The 13,446-nt window shown below is 62.9% G+C and carries 14 protein-coding genes and 1 tRNA gene; 11 read left to right on the top strand and 4 right to left on the bottom strand.

Going from position 1 to position 13,446, the window contains the following annotated elements; genetic code table 11:
* Window positions 1–43: 43 nt before the first annotated feature.
* The 3 genes from ACRQ5Q_RS38520 to ACRQ5Q_RS38510 all read right to left on the bottom strand — a co-directional run bounded on the left by ACRQ5Q_RS38520 (window position 44) and on the right by ACRQ5Q_RS38510 (window position 3,303).
* Window positions 44–826 carry an alpha/beta fold hydrolase gene (locus ACRQ5Q_RS38520; protein ID WP_439395001.1) on the bottom strand — a complete coding sequence of 261 codons (783 nt, stop codon included), beginning with the start codon at window positions 824–826 and terminating at the stop codon, window positions 44–46.
* A gap of 4 nt (window positions 827–830) precedes the next feature.
* Complete coding sequence (locus tag ACRQ5Q_RS38515; RefSeq protein WP_439371474.1) at window positions 831–2,126, bottom strand: O-acetylhomoserine aminocarboxypropyltransferase; 1,296 nt, start codon at window positions 2,124–2,126, stop codon at window positions 831–833.
* A gap of 169 nt (window positions 2,127–2,295) precedes the next feature.
* Entirely contained in the window at window positions 2,296–3,303 is a 1,008-nt protein-coding gene (locus ACRQ5Q_RS38510; protein WP_439394999.1) for an LLM class flavin-dependent oxidoreductase, read from the bottom strand.
* A gap of 261 nt (window positions 3,304–3,564) precedes the next feature.
* Here ACRQ5Q_RS38510 and ACRQ5Q_RS38505 point away from each other — a divergent pair, with 261 nt between their 5' ends.
* From ACRQ5Q_RS38505 to ACRQ5Q_RS38465, 9 genes are all read left to right on the top strand, one after another.
* Window positions 3,565–3,741: a hypothetical protein gene (locus ACRQ5Q_RS38505; protein ID WP_439371472.1), complete on the top strand. Its 177-nt coding sequence runs from the start codon at window positions 3,565–3,567 to the stop codon at window positions 3,739–3,741.
* A 221-nt stretch (window positions 3,742–3,962) separates the two neighbouring features.
* The gene (locus ACRQ5Q_RS38500) at window positions 3,963–4,466 is read left to right on the top strand and encodes a Twin-arginine translocation pathway signal (protein ID WP_439371471.1); all 504 of its coding nucleotides are present in this window, start codon (window positions 3,963–3,965) and stop codon (window positions 4,464–4,466) included.
* 14 nt (window positions 4,467–4,480) lie between these two features.
* Window positions 4,481–5,131, top strand: a complete 651-nt coding sequence (locus ACRQ5Q_RS38495; RefSeq protein WP_439371470.1) for a ferric reductase-like transmembrane domain-containing protein — start codon at window positions 4,481–4,483, stop codon at window positions 5,129–5,131.
* Window positions 5,132–5,185: 54 nt separating this feature from the next.
* Window positions 5,186–5,662, top strand: a complete 477-nt coding sequence (locus ACRQ5Q_RS38490; protein ID WP_439394997.1) for a Crp/Fnr family transcriptional regulator — start codon at window positions 5,186–5,188, stop codon at window positions 5,660–5,662.
* Between the two features lie 1,485 nt (window positions 5,663–7,147).
* Window positions 7,148–8,416 carry an arylsulfatase gene (locus tag ACRQ5Q_RS38485; RefSeq protein ID WP_439394996.1) on the top strand — a complete coding sequence of 423 codons (1,269 nt, stop codon included), beginning with the start codon at window positions 7,148–7,150 and terminating at the stop codon, window positions 8,414–8,416.
* Window positions 8,379–8,660, top strand: coding sequence for a hypothetical protein (locus tag ACRQ5Q_RS38480; protein ID WP_439394994.1), 282 nt, complete (start codon window positions 8,379–8,381; stop codon window positions 8,658–8,660). Before ACRQ5Q_RS38485 ends, ACRQ5Q_RS38480 begins: the two co-directional genes overlap by 38 nt.
* A gap of 255 nt (window positions 8,661–8,915) precedes the next feature.
* Complete coding sequence (gene nthB / locus ACRQ5Q_RS38475) at window positions 8,916–9,548, top strand: nitrile hydratase subunit beta (RefSeq protein WP_439394992.1); 633 nt, start codon at window positions 8,916–8,918, stop codon at window positions 9,546–9,548.
* Window positions 9,545–10,153: a nitrile hydratase subunit alpha gene (nthA, locus tag ACRQ5Q_RS38470; RefSeq protein WP_439394990.1), complete on the top strand. Its 609-nt coding sequence runs from the start codon at window positions 9,545–9,547 to the stop codon at window positions 10,151–10,153. Before nthB ends, nthA begins: the two co-directional genes overlap by 4 nt.
* A 357-nt stretch (window positions 10,154–10,510) precedes the next feature.
* Complete coding sequence (locus tag ACRQ5Q_RS38465; protein WP_439394989.1) at window positions 10,511–10,696, top strand: hypothetical protein; 186 nt, start codon at window positions 10,511–10,513, stop codon at window positions 10,694–10,696.
* Window positions 10,697–10,942: 246 nt separating this feature from the next.
* Here the strand turns inward: ACRQ5Q_RS38465 and ACRQ5Q_RS38460 are convergent.
* Window positions 10,943–11,017, bottom strand: a tRNA-Thr gene (locus ACRQ5Q_RS38460).
* 315 nt (window positions 11,018–11,332) lie between these two features.
* On the opposite strand from ACRQ5Q_RS38460, the gene ACRQ5Q_RS38455 reads away from it, so the two are divergent.
* The gene (locus ACRQ5Q_RS38455; RefSeq protein WP_439371464.1) at window positions 11,333–11,533 is read left to right on the top strand and encodes a hypothetical protein; all 201 of its coding nucleotides are present in this window, start codon (window positions 11,333–11,335) and stop codon (window positions 11,531–11,533) included.
* Between the two features lie 38 nt (window positions 11,534–11,571).
* The gene (locus ACRQ5Q_RS38450) at window positions 11,572–13,278 is read left to right on the top strand and encodes an FAD-dependent oxidoreductase (protein ID WP_439399943.1); all 1,707 of its coding nucleotides are present in this window, start codon (window positions 11,572–11,574) and stop codon (window positions 13,276–13,278) included.
* Window positions 13,279–13,446: the final 168 nt, after the last annotated feature.

Here is a 13,446-nt window from a genome sequence, read left to right as displayed (position 1 = left end):
AGGGATGTCTGACCGCAACGCGCAAGACAGGAGATCGATCCGCTCAGTTCCTCAGGGCCGCCAGCAACTCATCGGGGCGCTCGGCCATGATCATGTGGCCGGCGCCGGGCACCACGACGGTCTTCGCATGCGGGATCGCGGCCGCAAGCGCCTTGCCGGCCTTGGCAGGTGTCATCATGTCCCGCTCGCCCAGGATCAGCGTCGTCGGCACCTTCACGCTCGCCGCGGCGGTGAGCGCATTCGTATAGGAGTTGCAGGCCGACAAATCCCTGAACAGCACGCCCGGCTCGCAAGCCTTCAGCACGGCCTGCGCGCCGCCATGCATCCACAGGCCCGGCGCGAGGCTGCCGCCGAGTTCCGCGTTGAAGCCGAGGCCCCAGATCGCGACCATGTCGTTGGCGTCCTGCGAATTGGCTTCGGCGGCCTTCAACAGATCCGGGCCGACCGTCATGGTCGCGGCGGTGCCGATCAGGCTGAGCGCTGACACCTTGTCGGGATGCCGCGCCGCCGTCTCCAGCGAGATCAGCGATCCCATGGAATGGCCGATCAGATGCGCCTTCGCAGCTCCCGCCGCAGCGAGCAGCGCTGCGGTCCAGTCGGCCATCTCCGGGATCGTCGAGAGCGACGGTCCTGCCGAACGGCCGTGGCCGGGCAGGTCGGGCGCCAGCACGGCAAAGCCGTGATGCGCGAACCAGCGCGTATGCAGCGCCCAGGTCGAATGGTCGAAGCCGGCGCCGTGGATGAAGACCACCGCGGGCAGGGATTTGTCGAAGTCGCGGCCGCCGGTTGCGGCAAATACCTCGGCGCCGTTGACGGAGGGTTTCATGGTGTCAAACCTTTTGCGAGATGCGCAGCGCTTGGTTGAGGTCGTCGATGATGTCGGAGGCGGTCTCGATGCCCACCGAGAGCCGCACCAGCTCTTCGCCGATGCCGGCGGCCTTGAGCTGCTCGGCGTCCATCTGCTGATGCGTGGTCGAGGCGGGGTGGATCACCAGCGTCTTGGCATCGCCGACATTGGCGAGATGACTGATCATGCGCAGGGACTCGATGAACTTGCGTCCCGCGGGCCGGCCGCCCTTGATACCGAAGGACACGATCGAGCCGGCGCCGCGTGGCAGCAGCGTCCGGGCGAGCTGATGGTCCGCATGGTCCTCGAGCGAGGGATGCAGCACCCAGTCGACGGCTTTATTGGACTTCAGCGCCTCCAGCACCAGGTGCGTGTTCTGCATGTGCCGGTCCATGCGCACGCCCAGCGTCTCCACGCCCTGCAACAGCTGGAACGCGTTGGTCGGAGACAGGCAGGCGCCGAAATCGCGCAGGCCCTCGGTGCGCGCGCGCATGATGAAGGCGGCGGTGCCGAACTGCTCGTCGAAGACGATGCCGTGATAACCGCCATAGGGCTCGGTCAGCACGCCGAATTTGCCGGAGTCGCGCCAGTCGAACCGCCCGCCGTCGACGATGGCGCCGCCGATCGCGATGCCGTGGCCGCCGATCCATTTGGTCGCCGAATGCATGACGATGTCGGCGCCAAGCTCGATCGGGCGGCTGAGATAGGGCGTGGCAAAGGTGTTGTCGATCAGCAGCGGAATCTTTGCCTCATGCGCGATCGCCGCGACCTTCGGGATATCGAGCACCTCGAGGCCGGGATTGCCGATGGTCTCGCCGATCACGAGCTTCGTGTTCGGCTTGATCGCGCGGCGAAACGCATCGAGGTCGCGCGGTTTCACGAACGTGGTGGTGATGCCGAAGCGCGGCAGCGTGTGTGCCAAGAGGTTGATGGTGCCGCCATAGAGCGAGCTCGACGCCACGATGTGGTCGCCGGCATTGAGCAGCGTCGCGATGGCCAGATGCATCGCTGCCTGGCCGCTCGCCGTGCAGATCGCGCCGACGCCGCCTTCCAGCGCCGCGAGCCGCTCCTCCAGCACGCCGGTGGTCGGATTGGAGATGCGCGTATAGATGTGGCCGGCGCGCTCCAGGTTGAACAGCGCGGCGGCGTGGTCGGAATCCTGGAACACGTAGGACGTGGTCTGGTAGATCGGCACCGCGCGGGCACCGGTTGTGGGATCCGGATGCTGGCCCGCATGCAGGCTCAGGGTCTCGAAGGCAGGCGGCTTTGGCGCGGGCATGCGTGGCCTCGTTGGTCGGTCGATGATGGCGGCCGTTGTGCCATAAAAACGTGTGCGAAGTCAGCCATTGACAGTGCTGGGTTTGAAGCGAGCTCCAGCCTCATTGCCAGTGCGCTCCCTCGCCCCGCTTGCGGGGAGGGAGCACATCTCCCTCGGAGCGCGATCCCGCTCACCCCGCCGGCTGCTTCGCCAACCTATCCCGCACCGCGGCCGCGATCTCGAACGAGCGCAGCCGCGCGGCGTGGTCGTAGATCTGCCCCGTCGTCATCAATTCGTCCGCGCCGGTCTCGAGGATCAGCGCCTTCAGTTTCTCTTCGACGGCGCCGGGCGAGCCGACCGCGGAGCAGGACAGCGACTGGCCGACCATGGCCTTCTCGGCCGGCGACCACAGCGCATCCATGTCGTCCACCGGCGGCGGCAGCGGACCGGGCGTGCCGCGGCGCAGGTTGATGAACTGCTGCTGCAGCGACGAGAACATGCGCTGCGCTTCCACGTCGCTGTCGGCGGCGAACACGTTGACGCCGACCATCGCATAAGGCTTGTCGAGCTGCGCCGAGGGCTCGAAGCGCGCCCGATATTCGCGCAACGCCGGCATCATCATCTGCGGCGCGAAATGCGAGGCGAACGCGAAGGGCAGGCCGAGCATGGCCGCAAGCTGCGCCCCAAAGGTGCTCGAGCCCAGGATCCACAGCGGCACCTTCGTCCCCATGCCGGGCACGGCGCGGATCGGCTGGTTCGGCTGCACGTCGCCGAGCAACGCCTGCAATTCCAACACGTCATGCGGAAAATTCTCGGACGTGGTGGCGAGGTCGCGCCGCAGCGCCCGCGCGGTGAACTGGTCCGTGCCCGGCGCGCGCCCGAGCCCGAGATCGATCCGTCCGGGATAGAGCGACTCAAGCGTGCCGAACTGCTCGGCGATGACCAGCGGCGAATGGTTCGGCAGCATGATCCCGCCGGATCCGACGCGGATCGTCTTCGTCCCGCCCGCGACGTGCCCGATCACCACCGACGTCGCCGCGCTCGCGATGCCCGTCATGTTGTGATGCTCGGCCAGCCAGAACCGCTTGAAGCCCCATTTCTCCGCATGCCGGGCAAGGTCGAGCGAATTGCGAAACGCCTGCGACGCATCGCCGCCCTGACGGATGGGAGCGAGGTCGAGCACAGAGAAGGGGATCATGCGAGAGGTCCGGTGAGGGGCGCAACGCGCCGGGCCTTGTGATGTAATACCGTCCGGCCCAAATGTTAGCCGTTGCAGCGCCGATTGGACACCGGCGCAACGATGCCATTCGAAACTGTCGTGGGTGGCCGACGGACGCCCAGATGGCGTTTTTGACCCAGCGGACTTCCAGCGCAGGCTTGACTTACGTCAACGTTCGAAACTGGTCTTCATTTTCACTTCCCGCATTGGTTTGCTTCGATTCCTTCCTGGAGAGGTATCATGGCCGATACGACCAAGCTCTCGGTTGAGAAAGCACTCGAAAAGATACGTCAACGCGACGAGCCGAAATCAGCGAATTCACGCATCGATGAAAAAACCGACGCTCTCAATGAAGAGATAAAACGCATGAGAGCACAAAGGCTCCGCCTTGAACGACAACAGGGCAAGCGTGGCTGAATAGCACGCGGACGAGGAGAGCCTTGCGACAACCCATCATGTTTCGAGGCAAGGCCTCGATGGGTTTCGCTCCGCCCTCCTACGAAGCTGTCCGAGCAGTTCGCCCCTCCGTTCACAACACTGTTATTGCGACCTGTTGCGCCCTTTGTCCCAGCTGGGCGTTTTGCGCCTGTTGTTGTATCCTCGGCAAAGTCATTGCCTGGGCGCCAGGAGGAACTGACATGGCCGTGGTCGTCTTCAGCCGCCGCACCCTCCTCGCCGCCGGCGGCTCCGTCCTTGCAACCGGGGTTTTCGCAAGCGGGCTCTCCGGGCTCCTGCTGCCGGCCCGCGCGGACGGCCTCGCGCCGACCGAGTCGATGTCGGGCGGAGCGAACAACTACCGCAAGGGCGCGGCGATCGTGGACCGGATCGGCAAGGGCGGCTTCTGGATGAGCGGCACCGTCCGCCGCGCCGGCGACGGCGCCCCGCTGGCCGGACAGCGCATCCAGATCTGGGCGCACACGGTCGAAGGCCAGGAGCACGAGCCGCAGAGTCACGGCGCCACGCTCACCGACAAGGATGGCAAGTTCCGGCTCGAGATGCCGCAGATCATTCCGATCTTCGGCCAGCCGCATGGCCATCTCGCCTATGACAGCGGTGAGTTCAAGACCGTTTTCCTGCGCCCCGTGATGCGGAGCGCGAAAGAGACCAGCCTCGAGGCGCATTTCGTTCTGCAGCCGGCCTGATCGAATTGCAATCGATGAGGTGGAGTACGGTCCGGGCGATCCTGATCTGGGCCACTCTCGCCTTGGTCATCGGCGTGCCGATCGTGCTTGCTGCGGCAAGCGAGCAGCTCGCATGGCGCGGGCCCGTCTACATCCTCGCCGGATTTGCCGGCATCGTCGCCCTCGGCCTCGTGCTGGTTCAGCCCCTGCTGATCGGCGGCTACCTGCCGGGATTGTCCGCCTATCGCGGACGGCGCGCCCATCACTGGATCGGCGGCGCGCTTGCCCTGGCGATCGTGATCCATGTCGCCGGCCTCTGGATCACCAGCCCGCCCGACATGATCGATGCCCTTTCCTACACATCGCCGACGCCGTTCTCTCCCTTTGGCGTGACCGCCATGTGGGCGATCTTCATCGTTGCGCTGCTGGCTTTGCTGCGTCGGCGCCTGGGATTGCGGCCGCGAACCTGGCGCTTCCTTCACATGCCGCTCGCGGTCGTCATCGTCGCAGGCACCGTGGCTCATTGCCTGCTGATCGAGGGGACGATGGAGACGATCTCGAAGGCGGCGCTCTGTGCGCTCGTCCTCGCGGCGACTACAAAAGTCATGATTGATCTGCAGGTGTGGCGAAAGCGACGGGCGCTCCGCGGCGAGGGCATTGCGGGGCAGCGCGTCGGGCGGAACTGATGGCGGATTGGTGCTCTGCTTGCCGCAGATGGCGGCGGGGCGTATCCTTGCGCGATGACTGTCACGGCCCCCGATCTGAAAGCGTTCCTGCTGGCGACGCCGTTCTTCGGCGGTCTGTCGGATCCAAGCCTCGACCTGCTGATCTCGATGCTGGTCGAGTGCCGCTACGACGCCGGAGCAACCGTCGTGGCCGAAGGCGAGCCGGGACGCTCGATGTTCATCGTCAAGTCCGGTCGGCTGGCGGTGAGCAAACGCGTCGTCTCCGGGAGCGTCGTCCCGATCTCCCGTCTGGAGCCTGGTGATTTCTTCGGCGAGATGACGCTGATCGAAATGCAAAATCGCTCGGCCACGGTGGTCGCGGAGAGCCCGACCGTGCTGTACGAACTGACGGCCCGAAAGCTCTATGCCTGCTACAAGGCCGACATCCACGCCTATGTGATCGTTCTGCAAAACATCAATCGCGAGCTGTGCCGAAGGCTGCGCCGAGCCGACGATCGCTTCGCCGAGCAGCAGATGCGCTACGGCCATTGACCGTGCGCAGGATGATGGGTAGAGCGCTTGCGAACGCGATCATGCTTCGTCACGGGCTAGACCTCGACGGGATTCGCTTCACTCCGCCATGCTGCGAACTGGACGTCACGACTTATCGTGCGCGTACTTCTCCAGGAGCAGCCGATTATATTCGTCTCTCACGGCTCTCTTCGAGACATGCCCTTTTCGGTCTTTGGCAATCCTCAGAAGATCAGGATCAGTCGGGGCCCGTGATTTCCGCCCGAATCTCGCAAAGAGTGGGGTCGTAGGCGCCGACGTCCTTCCAAACAGCCCGTCAAACCATCCCATTGTGTCCTCCCGGACAGACCGCGAAAGGTAAGACTATCACCATGAATTTGGAGGGCAATCGGACAGTGCGACTGCATCTTCCCGAAGGGCTCGCCACCACATGGCCCCGCGACCGGGGGCAGGCCTTGGGCTAGGCAGTTCGAACGTCGGTAAGGAGTAGGCCGCAGTTCAGGCGCGTCGATGAGCCGCAACTCGCGGCTTCGCTGCAAGCCCCTGAAGGCAGCGGCAATCCTGCCGCGTATGCTCGCGTCTCGGCCCGAGAGATCCGGACGTTCAGGGAGGCAGGTAACGGCTAGAGCAACGCCATCGAGTGCAGCGAGTTTCTATGAAAGCCGAAGGCAACCAGGCCGGACAGAAGCAGCACAGTCCCAGTCACGATCAGGCAAAACGCAAACACTATCGGAGCCTCTGGTTCGTCATGAATGAGAAGACGATAATGGATAGAATTCTATCGACAATCGAAAGGAATAATTAACCTTACCTCGCGGCCCTGCAGGTCGGAGTCTGGGCATCAGGTCGTTGGGACGTGTCGTCGGGCTTGTGTTCTCCATGCAGGCCAATTTACCCGTCGGGCAAAACACCTGCCCCGACCAAAAATCCGTCAATCCTTTTTCCGATATTCGGATTGGCGGCATTATCGCGCCATCCCGGTCCCCGGAAAGGGGCGATCGTACGTCGTAACGAACGTGGATCGGGGTGCGGTGGACGCGTTTGCGTCGGGCACACGAGGCGGGACCAGGGCGAGATGAACCTCGTGAGGTTCTGGCGGTGTGCTGACGGACGGCGCAACAGCGTACGGCAAAACCGTGTGGTCCTTGCGTCTACTGATTTTTCGGGTTGGGGAAGGTTGGCGTAAACCCCTGAAAATGAAGGCATCTTTCGATAATTGTTGGGAAAGGAAAGGTCCGCCGGGTACGCGCCGGGCCCTAATAGGCCCTGTGCGCGCTCGGCCGGATTACGCGACCCCCGGGTCATTGCTAACCGCCCTTGGCTGCCCGTCGTGCCGCGCAGCGTGGCCGCCTGAGCGCTGGCGCGGGCTCCTGTAGCCCTGCCGCTCCGGCGCGCTGTACGGCCTTACTGTGGCCTGACGCCTTGGCGTGGCAAGGTCCCTTGCGCTTGAGCGGGTTAAATGCGGCGGCTACCCTTCAGCCGGGTACAGCTTATGGAGCTATCACCATGAAAATCACAGCGTTTAGGCGCTACGCTTCAGCGGTGACGCTGCTTGCTTTGATGGGCTCGGCGACTGCCTTTGCGCAAAAAAGCAATCAGCCCAACGTTGTTTTTATTCTCGCCGATAACGTCGGCTATGGCGATCTTGGGTCATATGGCGGCGGCGAGTTGCGCGGGGCTGCGACGCCGCGCCTCGATGCACTGGCTCAGGAGGGAATGCGTCTCACCCAATTCTTAGTGGAGCCAGCATGCACGCCCTCCCGTGCCGCGCTTATGACCGGACAATACTCGATCCGCAACGGTCTGTCGCTAATTGCCATCGAGGGAAGTCCCTATACGTTTCCTGCTAACGCCTTCACCATGGGCGATTTGTTCAAGAGTGTTGGCTATGCCACAGCGATTTTCGGGAAATGGCACCTTGGAAGCGCACCTCACAGTTTGCCGACCGCGCACGGTTTTGATGAATTTTATGGTATCCCGCCGGACATTAGCTGGGATGCGGCGACCTATACGACGACCATCGCCCTAACGCACTCGATCAATGAGCCTTATGAGACAATGCTAAAGACTGGGCCGCAGATCGTTGAGGCGAAGCCAGCCGGGCCGTTGCAGAAGGTGAAGCCATTTACGGAGGACGTGCGTGCTAACATCGATCATGAGTTGGTGGAGAAATCAATTGACTTCATGCGGCGTCAAAGGGCCGCTGGGAAGCCCTTCCTCCTCTACCTCCCGTTCTCGATGGGGCACTTCCCGAACCTGCCCTCGCAGCAGTTCAAGGGCAAGTCGCGGATTGGAAATTACGGCGACAAGATAATGGAGGGAGATTATCACGTCGGCCAGATACTCGACACGCTGAAGCAACTGGGCATTGACGATAACACCATCGTCGTCTTCGCCTCCGACAATGGGCCGCAAGGGCAAACGGCACGCGAACACGGCAACCAAGGGACGCCGGACATGGGTAATTCTGGTCCGTTTCGCGGCGAACTTGGCGAAGTGACAGAGGGCGCGATACGGACGTCGGCGATCATCCGTTGGCCCGGCAAGGTCAAGCCGGGCACGACCACATACGCGATGTTCTCGATCATGGACTTCCTGCCGACGTTCGCCCATATCGTCGGGGGCAAGATGCCAACAGACCGGGCGATTGACGGCGTCGATCAAACCGAAGTCTTACTCGGCAACACGACCACAGGTCATCGCGAAAGCATGTTGAGCTTTATCGGTGGAGAACTTGTTGCTACGCTGGAAGCAGTGGCGCATTTATTTCACTGACATTCATCCGACCGGCATTGGACCTCAGCGGCTGCCCGGCATGTTCTCCGCCAGCGCTCCGATGGCGGGATATCCGAAGATCTTCAACATTGAAATGGACCCACATGAGGATCTCAATGTAGCGGCAATGTTTGGCTGGGTATCGGGACCGGCGCTCAAAACTGTCGATGAGTACAAGGCAACGCTCAAGAGATATCCCAATCCGCCCGCGCCGAACATCACGCGGTTTGACAGCGGTGGCTAACGGATATTCCGCTGCCATGGGCTCGGGTCCTTTGAGGGCGTGAATGACTGGGCGGACGCGCGACTGCCGACTTTGAGGATGTTTGCATTTTTTCAAGTTCACCTAAATTTCTTGCGGGTCGGTACACAAAGGCGGGGAGATGAGCGATGTGGCGTAGTGCCGTCCGTCAGCTGACCTGACCCAATCAAAACAAGCACTCGCCATGGCACCAGCTTGCGTTGCCGATTTTACGGCTTCGTGAGAAGATGTCATCGCATGAACGGGCCGCATGACCTTGGCGGAAAGTCCGGCTTTGGCGAGGTCTCGCGCGAAGCGAACGAGCCTGCCTTTCACCATCATTGGGAAGGGTTAGCGTGGGCCCTCAACATGCTCGCGATCACCAAGCTCCGCGCCTACAAGCCTGATACCTACCGACATGCCGTCGAGAGGATGACCCCATCTTGGTATCTCGCCGCCCGGTATTACGAGCGGATGCTCACGGGCGTCACCACCCTGCTCGTTGAGAAGGGAACGGTTTCTCTTGATGATCTTGAGCACCGTGCCGGCGGTCGCGTGCCGTTGTCCGATCCCGTCGCGGCGCTTCAAGTCTTGCAAACCGAAAATTCTGAAGCACCCGAGGCACGCTTCTCACCGGGCGACGCTGTGCGCGTTATCGCAGAGGCAACCCCGGGACATACACGTTGCCCCACTTATGTTCGCGGCAAGCAAGGCGTGATCCGGCTTGTTTATCCGCTCGCCTACTATCCTGAACTTCGGGCCCATTCGACCGTCAAACGTCGCGAGCACAGTTATGCCGTTGAATTCGCGGCGACGCATCTCTGGAACGAGGGCGACCCTGCACAGACGGTACTCGTCGAACTGTTTGAGAGCTACCTGGAGGCGCAATGAGTGCACCGCATCCAAATCAACCTGCAGCGACACCTGAACGACGAGCTTTTGCCCTGCGTGACGCACTCGTTGATCGCGGACTGATAGAGGCCGGCGAAGCCGAAGCGCTGGCGCATCGTGCCTTGGAAGAGCTTTCACCTGATAACGGTGCGCGGGTTGTGGCGAGAGCATGGGTTGATCCTGATTTTCGGGAGCGTCTTCTCTCCAATGCGACCGCTGCTGCTAAAGAACTTGGGATAGACGGACCAGAAGGTCGGCAGATGGTAGCGGTCGAGAACACGGCCACAACGCACAACGTAATTGTTTGCACACAGTGTTCTTGTACGGCGTGGCCGTTGCTGGGGTTGCCGCCAGCTTGGTACAAGGCACCGCCATATCGCGCGCGCGTGGTCCGAGAAGCTCGCACTCTCCTGGCAGAGATGGGGCTCCAGTTGCCCGACGCCACAGATATCCGCGTGTGGGATACAAGTGGCGAGACGCGATATTTCGTGTTGCCAATGCGACCTGAAGGGACAGAGCATCTAACGGAAGAACAACTCGCCCGTCTTGTTACTCGGGATGCGCTAATCGGGGTCGCTCGTATTCAGCATAGTAGCGCGCTGTAGCTGAGATGATCTTGCGTTCGACATCGGCTGCTTAGACCTCACGGCCTGTTCCGCCGCTTCAACGCCCATAGCCGGTAGGCTTCCTCCTCGTAAGGATCAATCTGCGGTTGGCGGCGGCACGAGGGTGTGTTGGGCTTCACCTGTATGCCGCTGTGCAGTTTCCTGCGTGTGCTTCCGTACAGCGGACCGTGGGTGCCAGCCGGCATCCGGCCTTCCCTGCGCCCCTTCAAGATGTGGGCATGCGCCTTCTGAACCAATCCCGGCGCAGCATGTTCGCTTTGGCTTACCAAGCGCATCCTAAAATCAATCAAACTTAGGCGCGCCTTCACCACTCTGCAACTCCTCAACGCCATCTACATGCCCTGTGTTGGCGCAGCCACGCTCAACAATCCCGTCCTGAAGGCCTACTATCAGCGCCTGATTGCCAAGGGAAAAGAGCCGAAGGTTGCCATCATCGCCTGCATGCGCAAGCTGATCAGCATCCTCAACACCATGATCGCACGACCCCAAAAATGGGATCCTGGCCGCTACGCGCTGAGCTGAGCGAGCGTGCCCACCGCGCTCGGTCCTCGACCGAGCGCTTGCAAAGCCAAAAGACCGGTGAGCGGACGGGGGCAAGGCCGTCAGCCGCCGCAGGCGGGGGCGCGCCAGCGCCAGCCTTGAGGCCGGCCGGTCACCGGGCTACTTCCAGCACAGTTGCTCTCCAAGGAAGAGGGGCAAGGAAAACCGCAAAACTCGGGCGTGAGATGCCCCGAGAATGCTGTCTCATGTCTGATTGAACGAAGAGAATGGTGCTGCCAGACAGGATTGAACTGTCGACCTCTCCATTACCAATGGAGTGCTCTACCACTGAGCTACGGCAGCATGTGCTGGGATCAGAATCGGCCGCCACAGGGCCTACCAAGCGGGCCGATATCTGCCACAAGCCCCCCTCCTGTGCAAGCTTGCAAGACCCGTCAAAACGAGAAAATCGGCCCGATATCGTGGCCAAAATGCCCATTTTCGCTCGAAACGACGGACTTTCCGCCTATTCGGGCTCCGATATGCCCGCCCAACTGGCCAGTTGGCCCAGGGCCCGGAGTCGATCCATTTCGAGTTTCGCACGATCGGATCGCACCGGCCTCTTGAGCTGCCATGTTCGTTGGGCATGTTATGGCCGATCGTGGCGATGGACCTTCGATGACTGATCGGACGAACGACAAGAGCACGAGCCGGACGCAACAGGGCCGGGGATCCCGGGACGACCGGCTGAAATCGGCGCTGCGCGAAAACCTGAAGCGGCGGAAGCTGCAAGCGCGCGAACGCGCCGCAATCGGGGAGCCCTCGCACAACGACAATGGTTCCCCAAATGCGGGGGCCGCCGGCAAGACCGGCGATTGAAGACTGGCAGCTAGATTTTGGAATGAGCGGGAATGACGATGGCGCAGCACGAGGTGCAACGAACCGACCGGGAGGCGCTGATGGCGCAGTTCACACGTCCCGAGCAGACGTTTCCGACATTGACGCAAGTCGAGATCGAGCGCCTGCGCCATTTCGGCGAGCTTCGGCACTATAAGGACGGCGAGCTGCTGTTCGAGACCGGCAAGCCCGGGCCGGGCATGTTCGTGGTGCTGGCGGGCCACGTCGCCATCACCCAGCGCGACGGCCTGGGTCACGTCACCCCGGTGATCGATCAGGGACCGGGGCAGTTTCTGGCCGAGCTCGGCCAGCTCTCGGGCCGGCCGGCGCTGGTCGACGGCCGCGCTGAGGGCGATGTCGAGGTGCTGCTGGTCCCGCCGGACCGGCTGCGCGCGCTGCTGGTGGCTGAAGCCGAACTTGGCGAGCGCATCATGCGCGCGCTGATCCTGCGCCGGGTCAATCTGATCCAGGGCGGTATCGGCGGCCCCGTGCTGATCGGCCCGTCGAACTCCGCCGGAGTGGTGCGCCTGCAGGGCTTCCTCACCCGCAACGGCCAGCCGCATCATTTGCTCGATCCCAGCAGCGAGCATGACGCCGCCGAACTGATCGCGCGCTATTCGCCGAAGCCGGAGGATTGGCCGCTCGTCGTCACGGCCGGCGGAACGGTGCTGCGCAATCCCAGCGAGACCGAGCTCGGCCGCGCCATCGGCATGATCGGCGGGGCCAAGGACAACCGCATCTACGACGTCGCCATCGTCGGCTGCGGGCCAGCGGGGCTGGCGACGGCGGTCTACGCGGCCTCCGAAGGCCTCTCGGTTGCCGTGGTCGACACCCGCGCCTTTGGCGGCCAGGCCGGCGCCAGCGCGCGCATCGAGAATTATCTGGGTTTCCCGACCGGCATCTCCGGCCAGGCGCTGGCGGGCCGCGCCTTCACCCAGGCACAGAAGTTCGGCGCCGACATCATGATTCCAATGTCGGTGAGCTCGCTGGATTGCTCACGCGCCAACGGCACCTTCGCGCTGGCGCTGGATTGCGGCGACACCTTGCGCTCGCGCGCGGTGGTGGTCGCGAGCGGCGCGCGCTATCGCCGGCCCGAGATCGCGAATCTCGACAAGTTCGAGGGCCGCGGCGTCTGGTACTGGGCCTCGCCGGTGGAGGCGCGGGTCTGCGCCGGTGAGGAGGTGGCGCTGGTCGGCGCCGGCAACTCGGCGGGGCAGGCCGCGGTGTTCCTGTCGGGCCACGCAAAGAAGGTGCTGATGATCATCCGCGGCGGCGGCCTGGGCGCCAGCATGTCGCGCTATCTCATCGAGCGCATCGAAGCGACGCCGAACATCGAATTGATGTTCAACACCGAGATCACCGCGCTCGAAGGCGACGAGACCTCGCTGCTGCGGCGCATCTGCTGGAAGAGCCGGCTGTCGGATGACGAGGACTCCGCCGATATCCGCAATCTCTTTCTATTCGTCGGCGCCGATCCTGCCACGAGCTGGCTTCACGGCTGCGGCGTGACGCTCGATCGCGGCGGCTTTGTCGTGACGGGCGCGCAGTCCGAGCTGAACCAGGGTAAGCTGGTGGCCCCGCTCGAGACCTCGGTGCCCGGCGTCTACGCCGTCGGGGACGTCCGCTCCGGCTCGGTCAAGCGCGTCGGCGGCGCCATCGGCGAGGGCGCGCAGGTCGTGGCCTCCCTGCACGGCTATCTCGGCGACGCCGCAAAACCGGCGCTTTAAAGCACGATCCGGACCCGAAGGGGCGCATTAGCGAAAAGTGTGGAGCGGTTGAGATCGTGCTCAAACTATAGGTCAAGGACAAGACAAGGCAATGGCAAGCCGAATCCGGCTTGCCATTCCGCCACATCCTGCAGACTATCGCCTCATCCTGAGGAGCCGCGAAGCGGC

The organism is Bradyrhizobium sp. PMVTL-01 (genome assembly GCF_051861855.1).
Taxonomy (GTDB): Bacteria; Pseudomonadota; Alphaproteobacteria; order Rhizobiales; family Xanthobacteraceae; genus Bradyrhizobium.
The sequence above is the reverse complement of the archived record's forward strand: the minus strand, read 5'-3'. Positions and strand labels throughout refer to the sequence as shown.

Coding starts and splice junctions, on each gene's coding strand:
- ACRQ5Q_RS38490 (WP_439394997.1), top strand. CDS start 5,186: ATGACTGTCACGGCCCCCGATCTGAAAGCGTTCCTGCTGGCGACGCCG.
- ACRQ5Q_RS38465 (WP_439394989.1), top strand. CDS start 10,511: ATGCCCTGTGTTGGCGCAGCCACGCTCAACAATCCCGTCCTGAAGGCC.
- ACRQ5Q_RS38510 (WP_439394999.1), bottom strand. CDS start 3,303: ATGATCCCCTTCTCTGTGCTCGACCTCGCTCCCATCCGTCAGGGCGGC.
- ACRQ5Q_RS38495 (WP_439371470.1), top strand. CDS start 4,481: ATGAGGTGGAGTACGGTCCGGGCGATCCTGATCTGGGCCACTCTCGCC.
- ACRQ5Q_RS38485 (WP_439394996.1), top strand. CDS start 7,148: ATGAAAATCACAGCGTTTAGGCGCTACGCTTCAGCGGTGACGCTGCTT.
- ACRQ5Q_RS38450 (WP_439399943.1), top strand. CDS start 11,572: ATGGCGCAGCACGAGGTGCAACGAACCGACCGGGAGGCGCTGATGGCG.
- ACRQ5Q_RS38515 (WP_439371474.1), bottom strand. CDS start 2,126: ATGCCCGCGCCAAAGCCGCCTGCCTTCGAGACCCTGAGCCTGCATGCG.
- ACRQ5Q_RS38455 (WP_439371464.1), top strand. CDS start 11,333: ATGACTGATCGGACGAACGACAAGAGCACGAGCCGGACGCAACAGGGC.
- nthB (WP_439394992.1), top strand. CDS start 8,916: ATGAACGGGCCGCATGACCTTGGCGGAAAGTCCGGCTTTGGCGAGGTC.
- nthA (WP_439394990.1), top strand. CDS start 9,545: ATGAGTGCACCGCATCCAAATCAACCTGCAGCGACACCTGAACGACGA.
- ACRQ5Q_RS38505 (WP_439371472.1), top strand. CDS start 3,565: ATGGCCGATACGACCAAGCTCTCGGTTGAGAAAGCACTCGAAAAGATA.
- ACRQ5Q_RS38520 (WP_439395001.1), bottom strand. CDS start 826: ATGAAACCCTCCGTCAACGGCGCCGAGGTATTTGCCGCAACCGGCGGC.
- ACRQ5Q_RS38500 (WP_439371471.1), top strand. CDS start 3,963: ATGGCCGTGGTCGTCTTCAGCCGCCGCACCCTCCTCGCCGCCGGCGGC.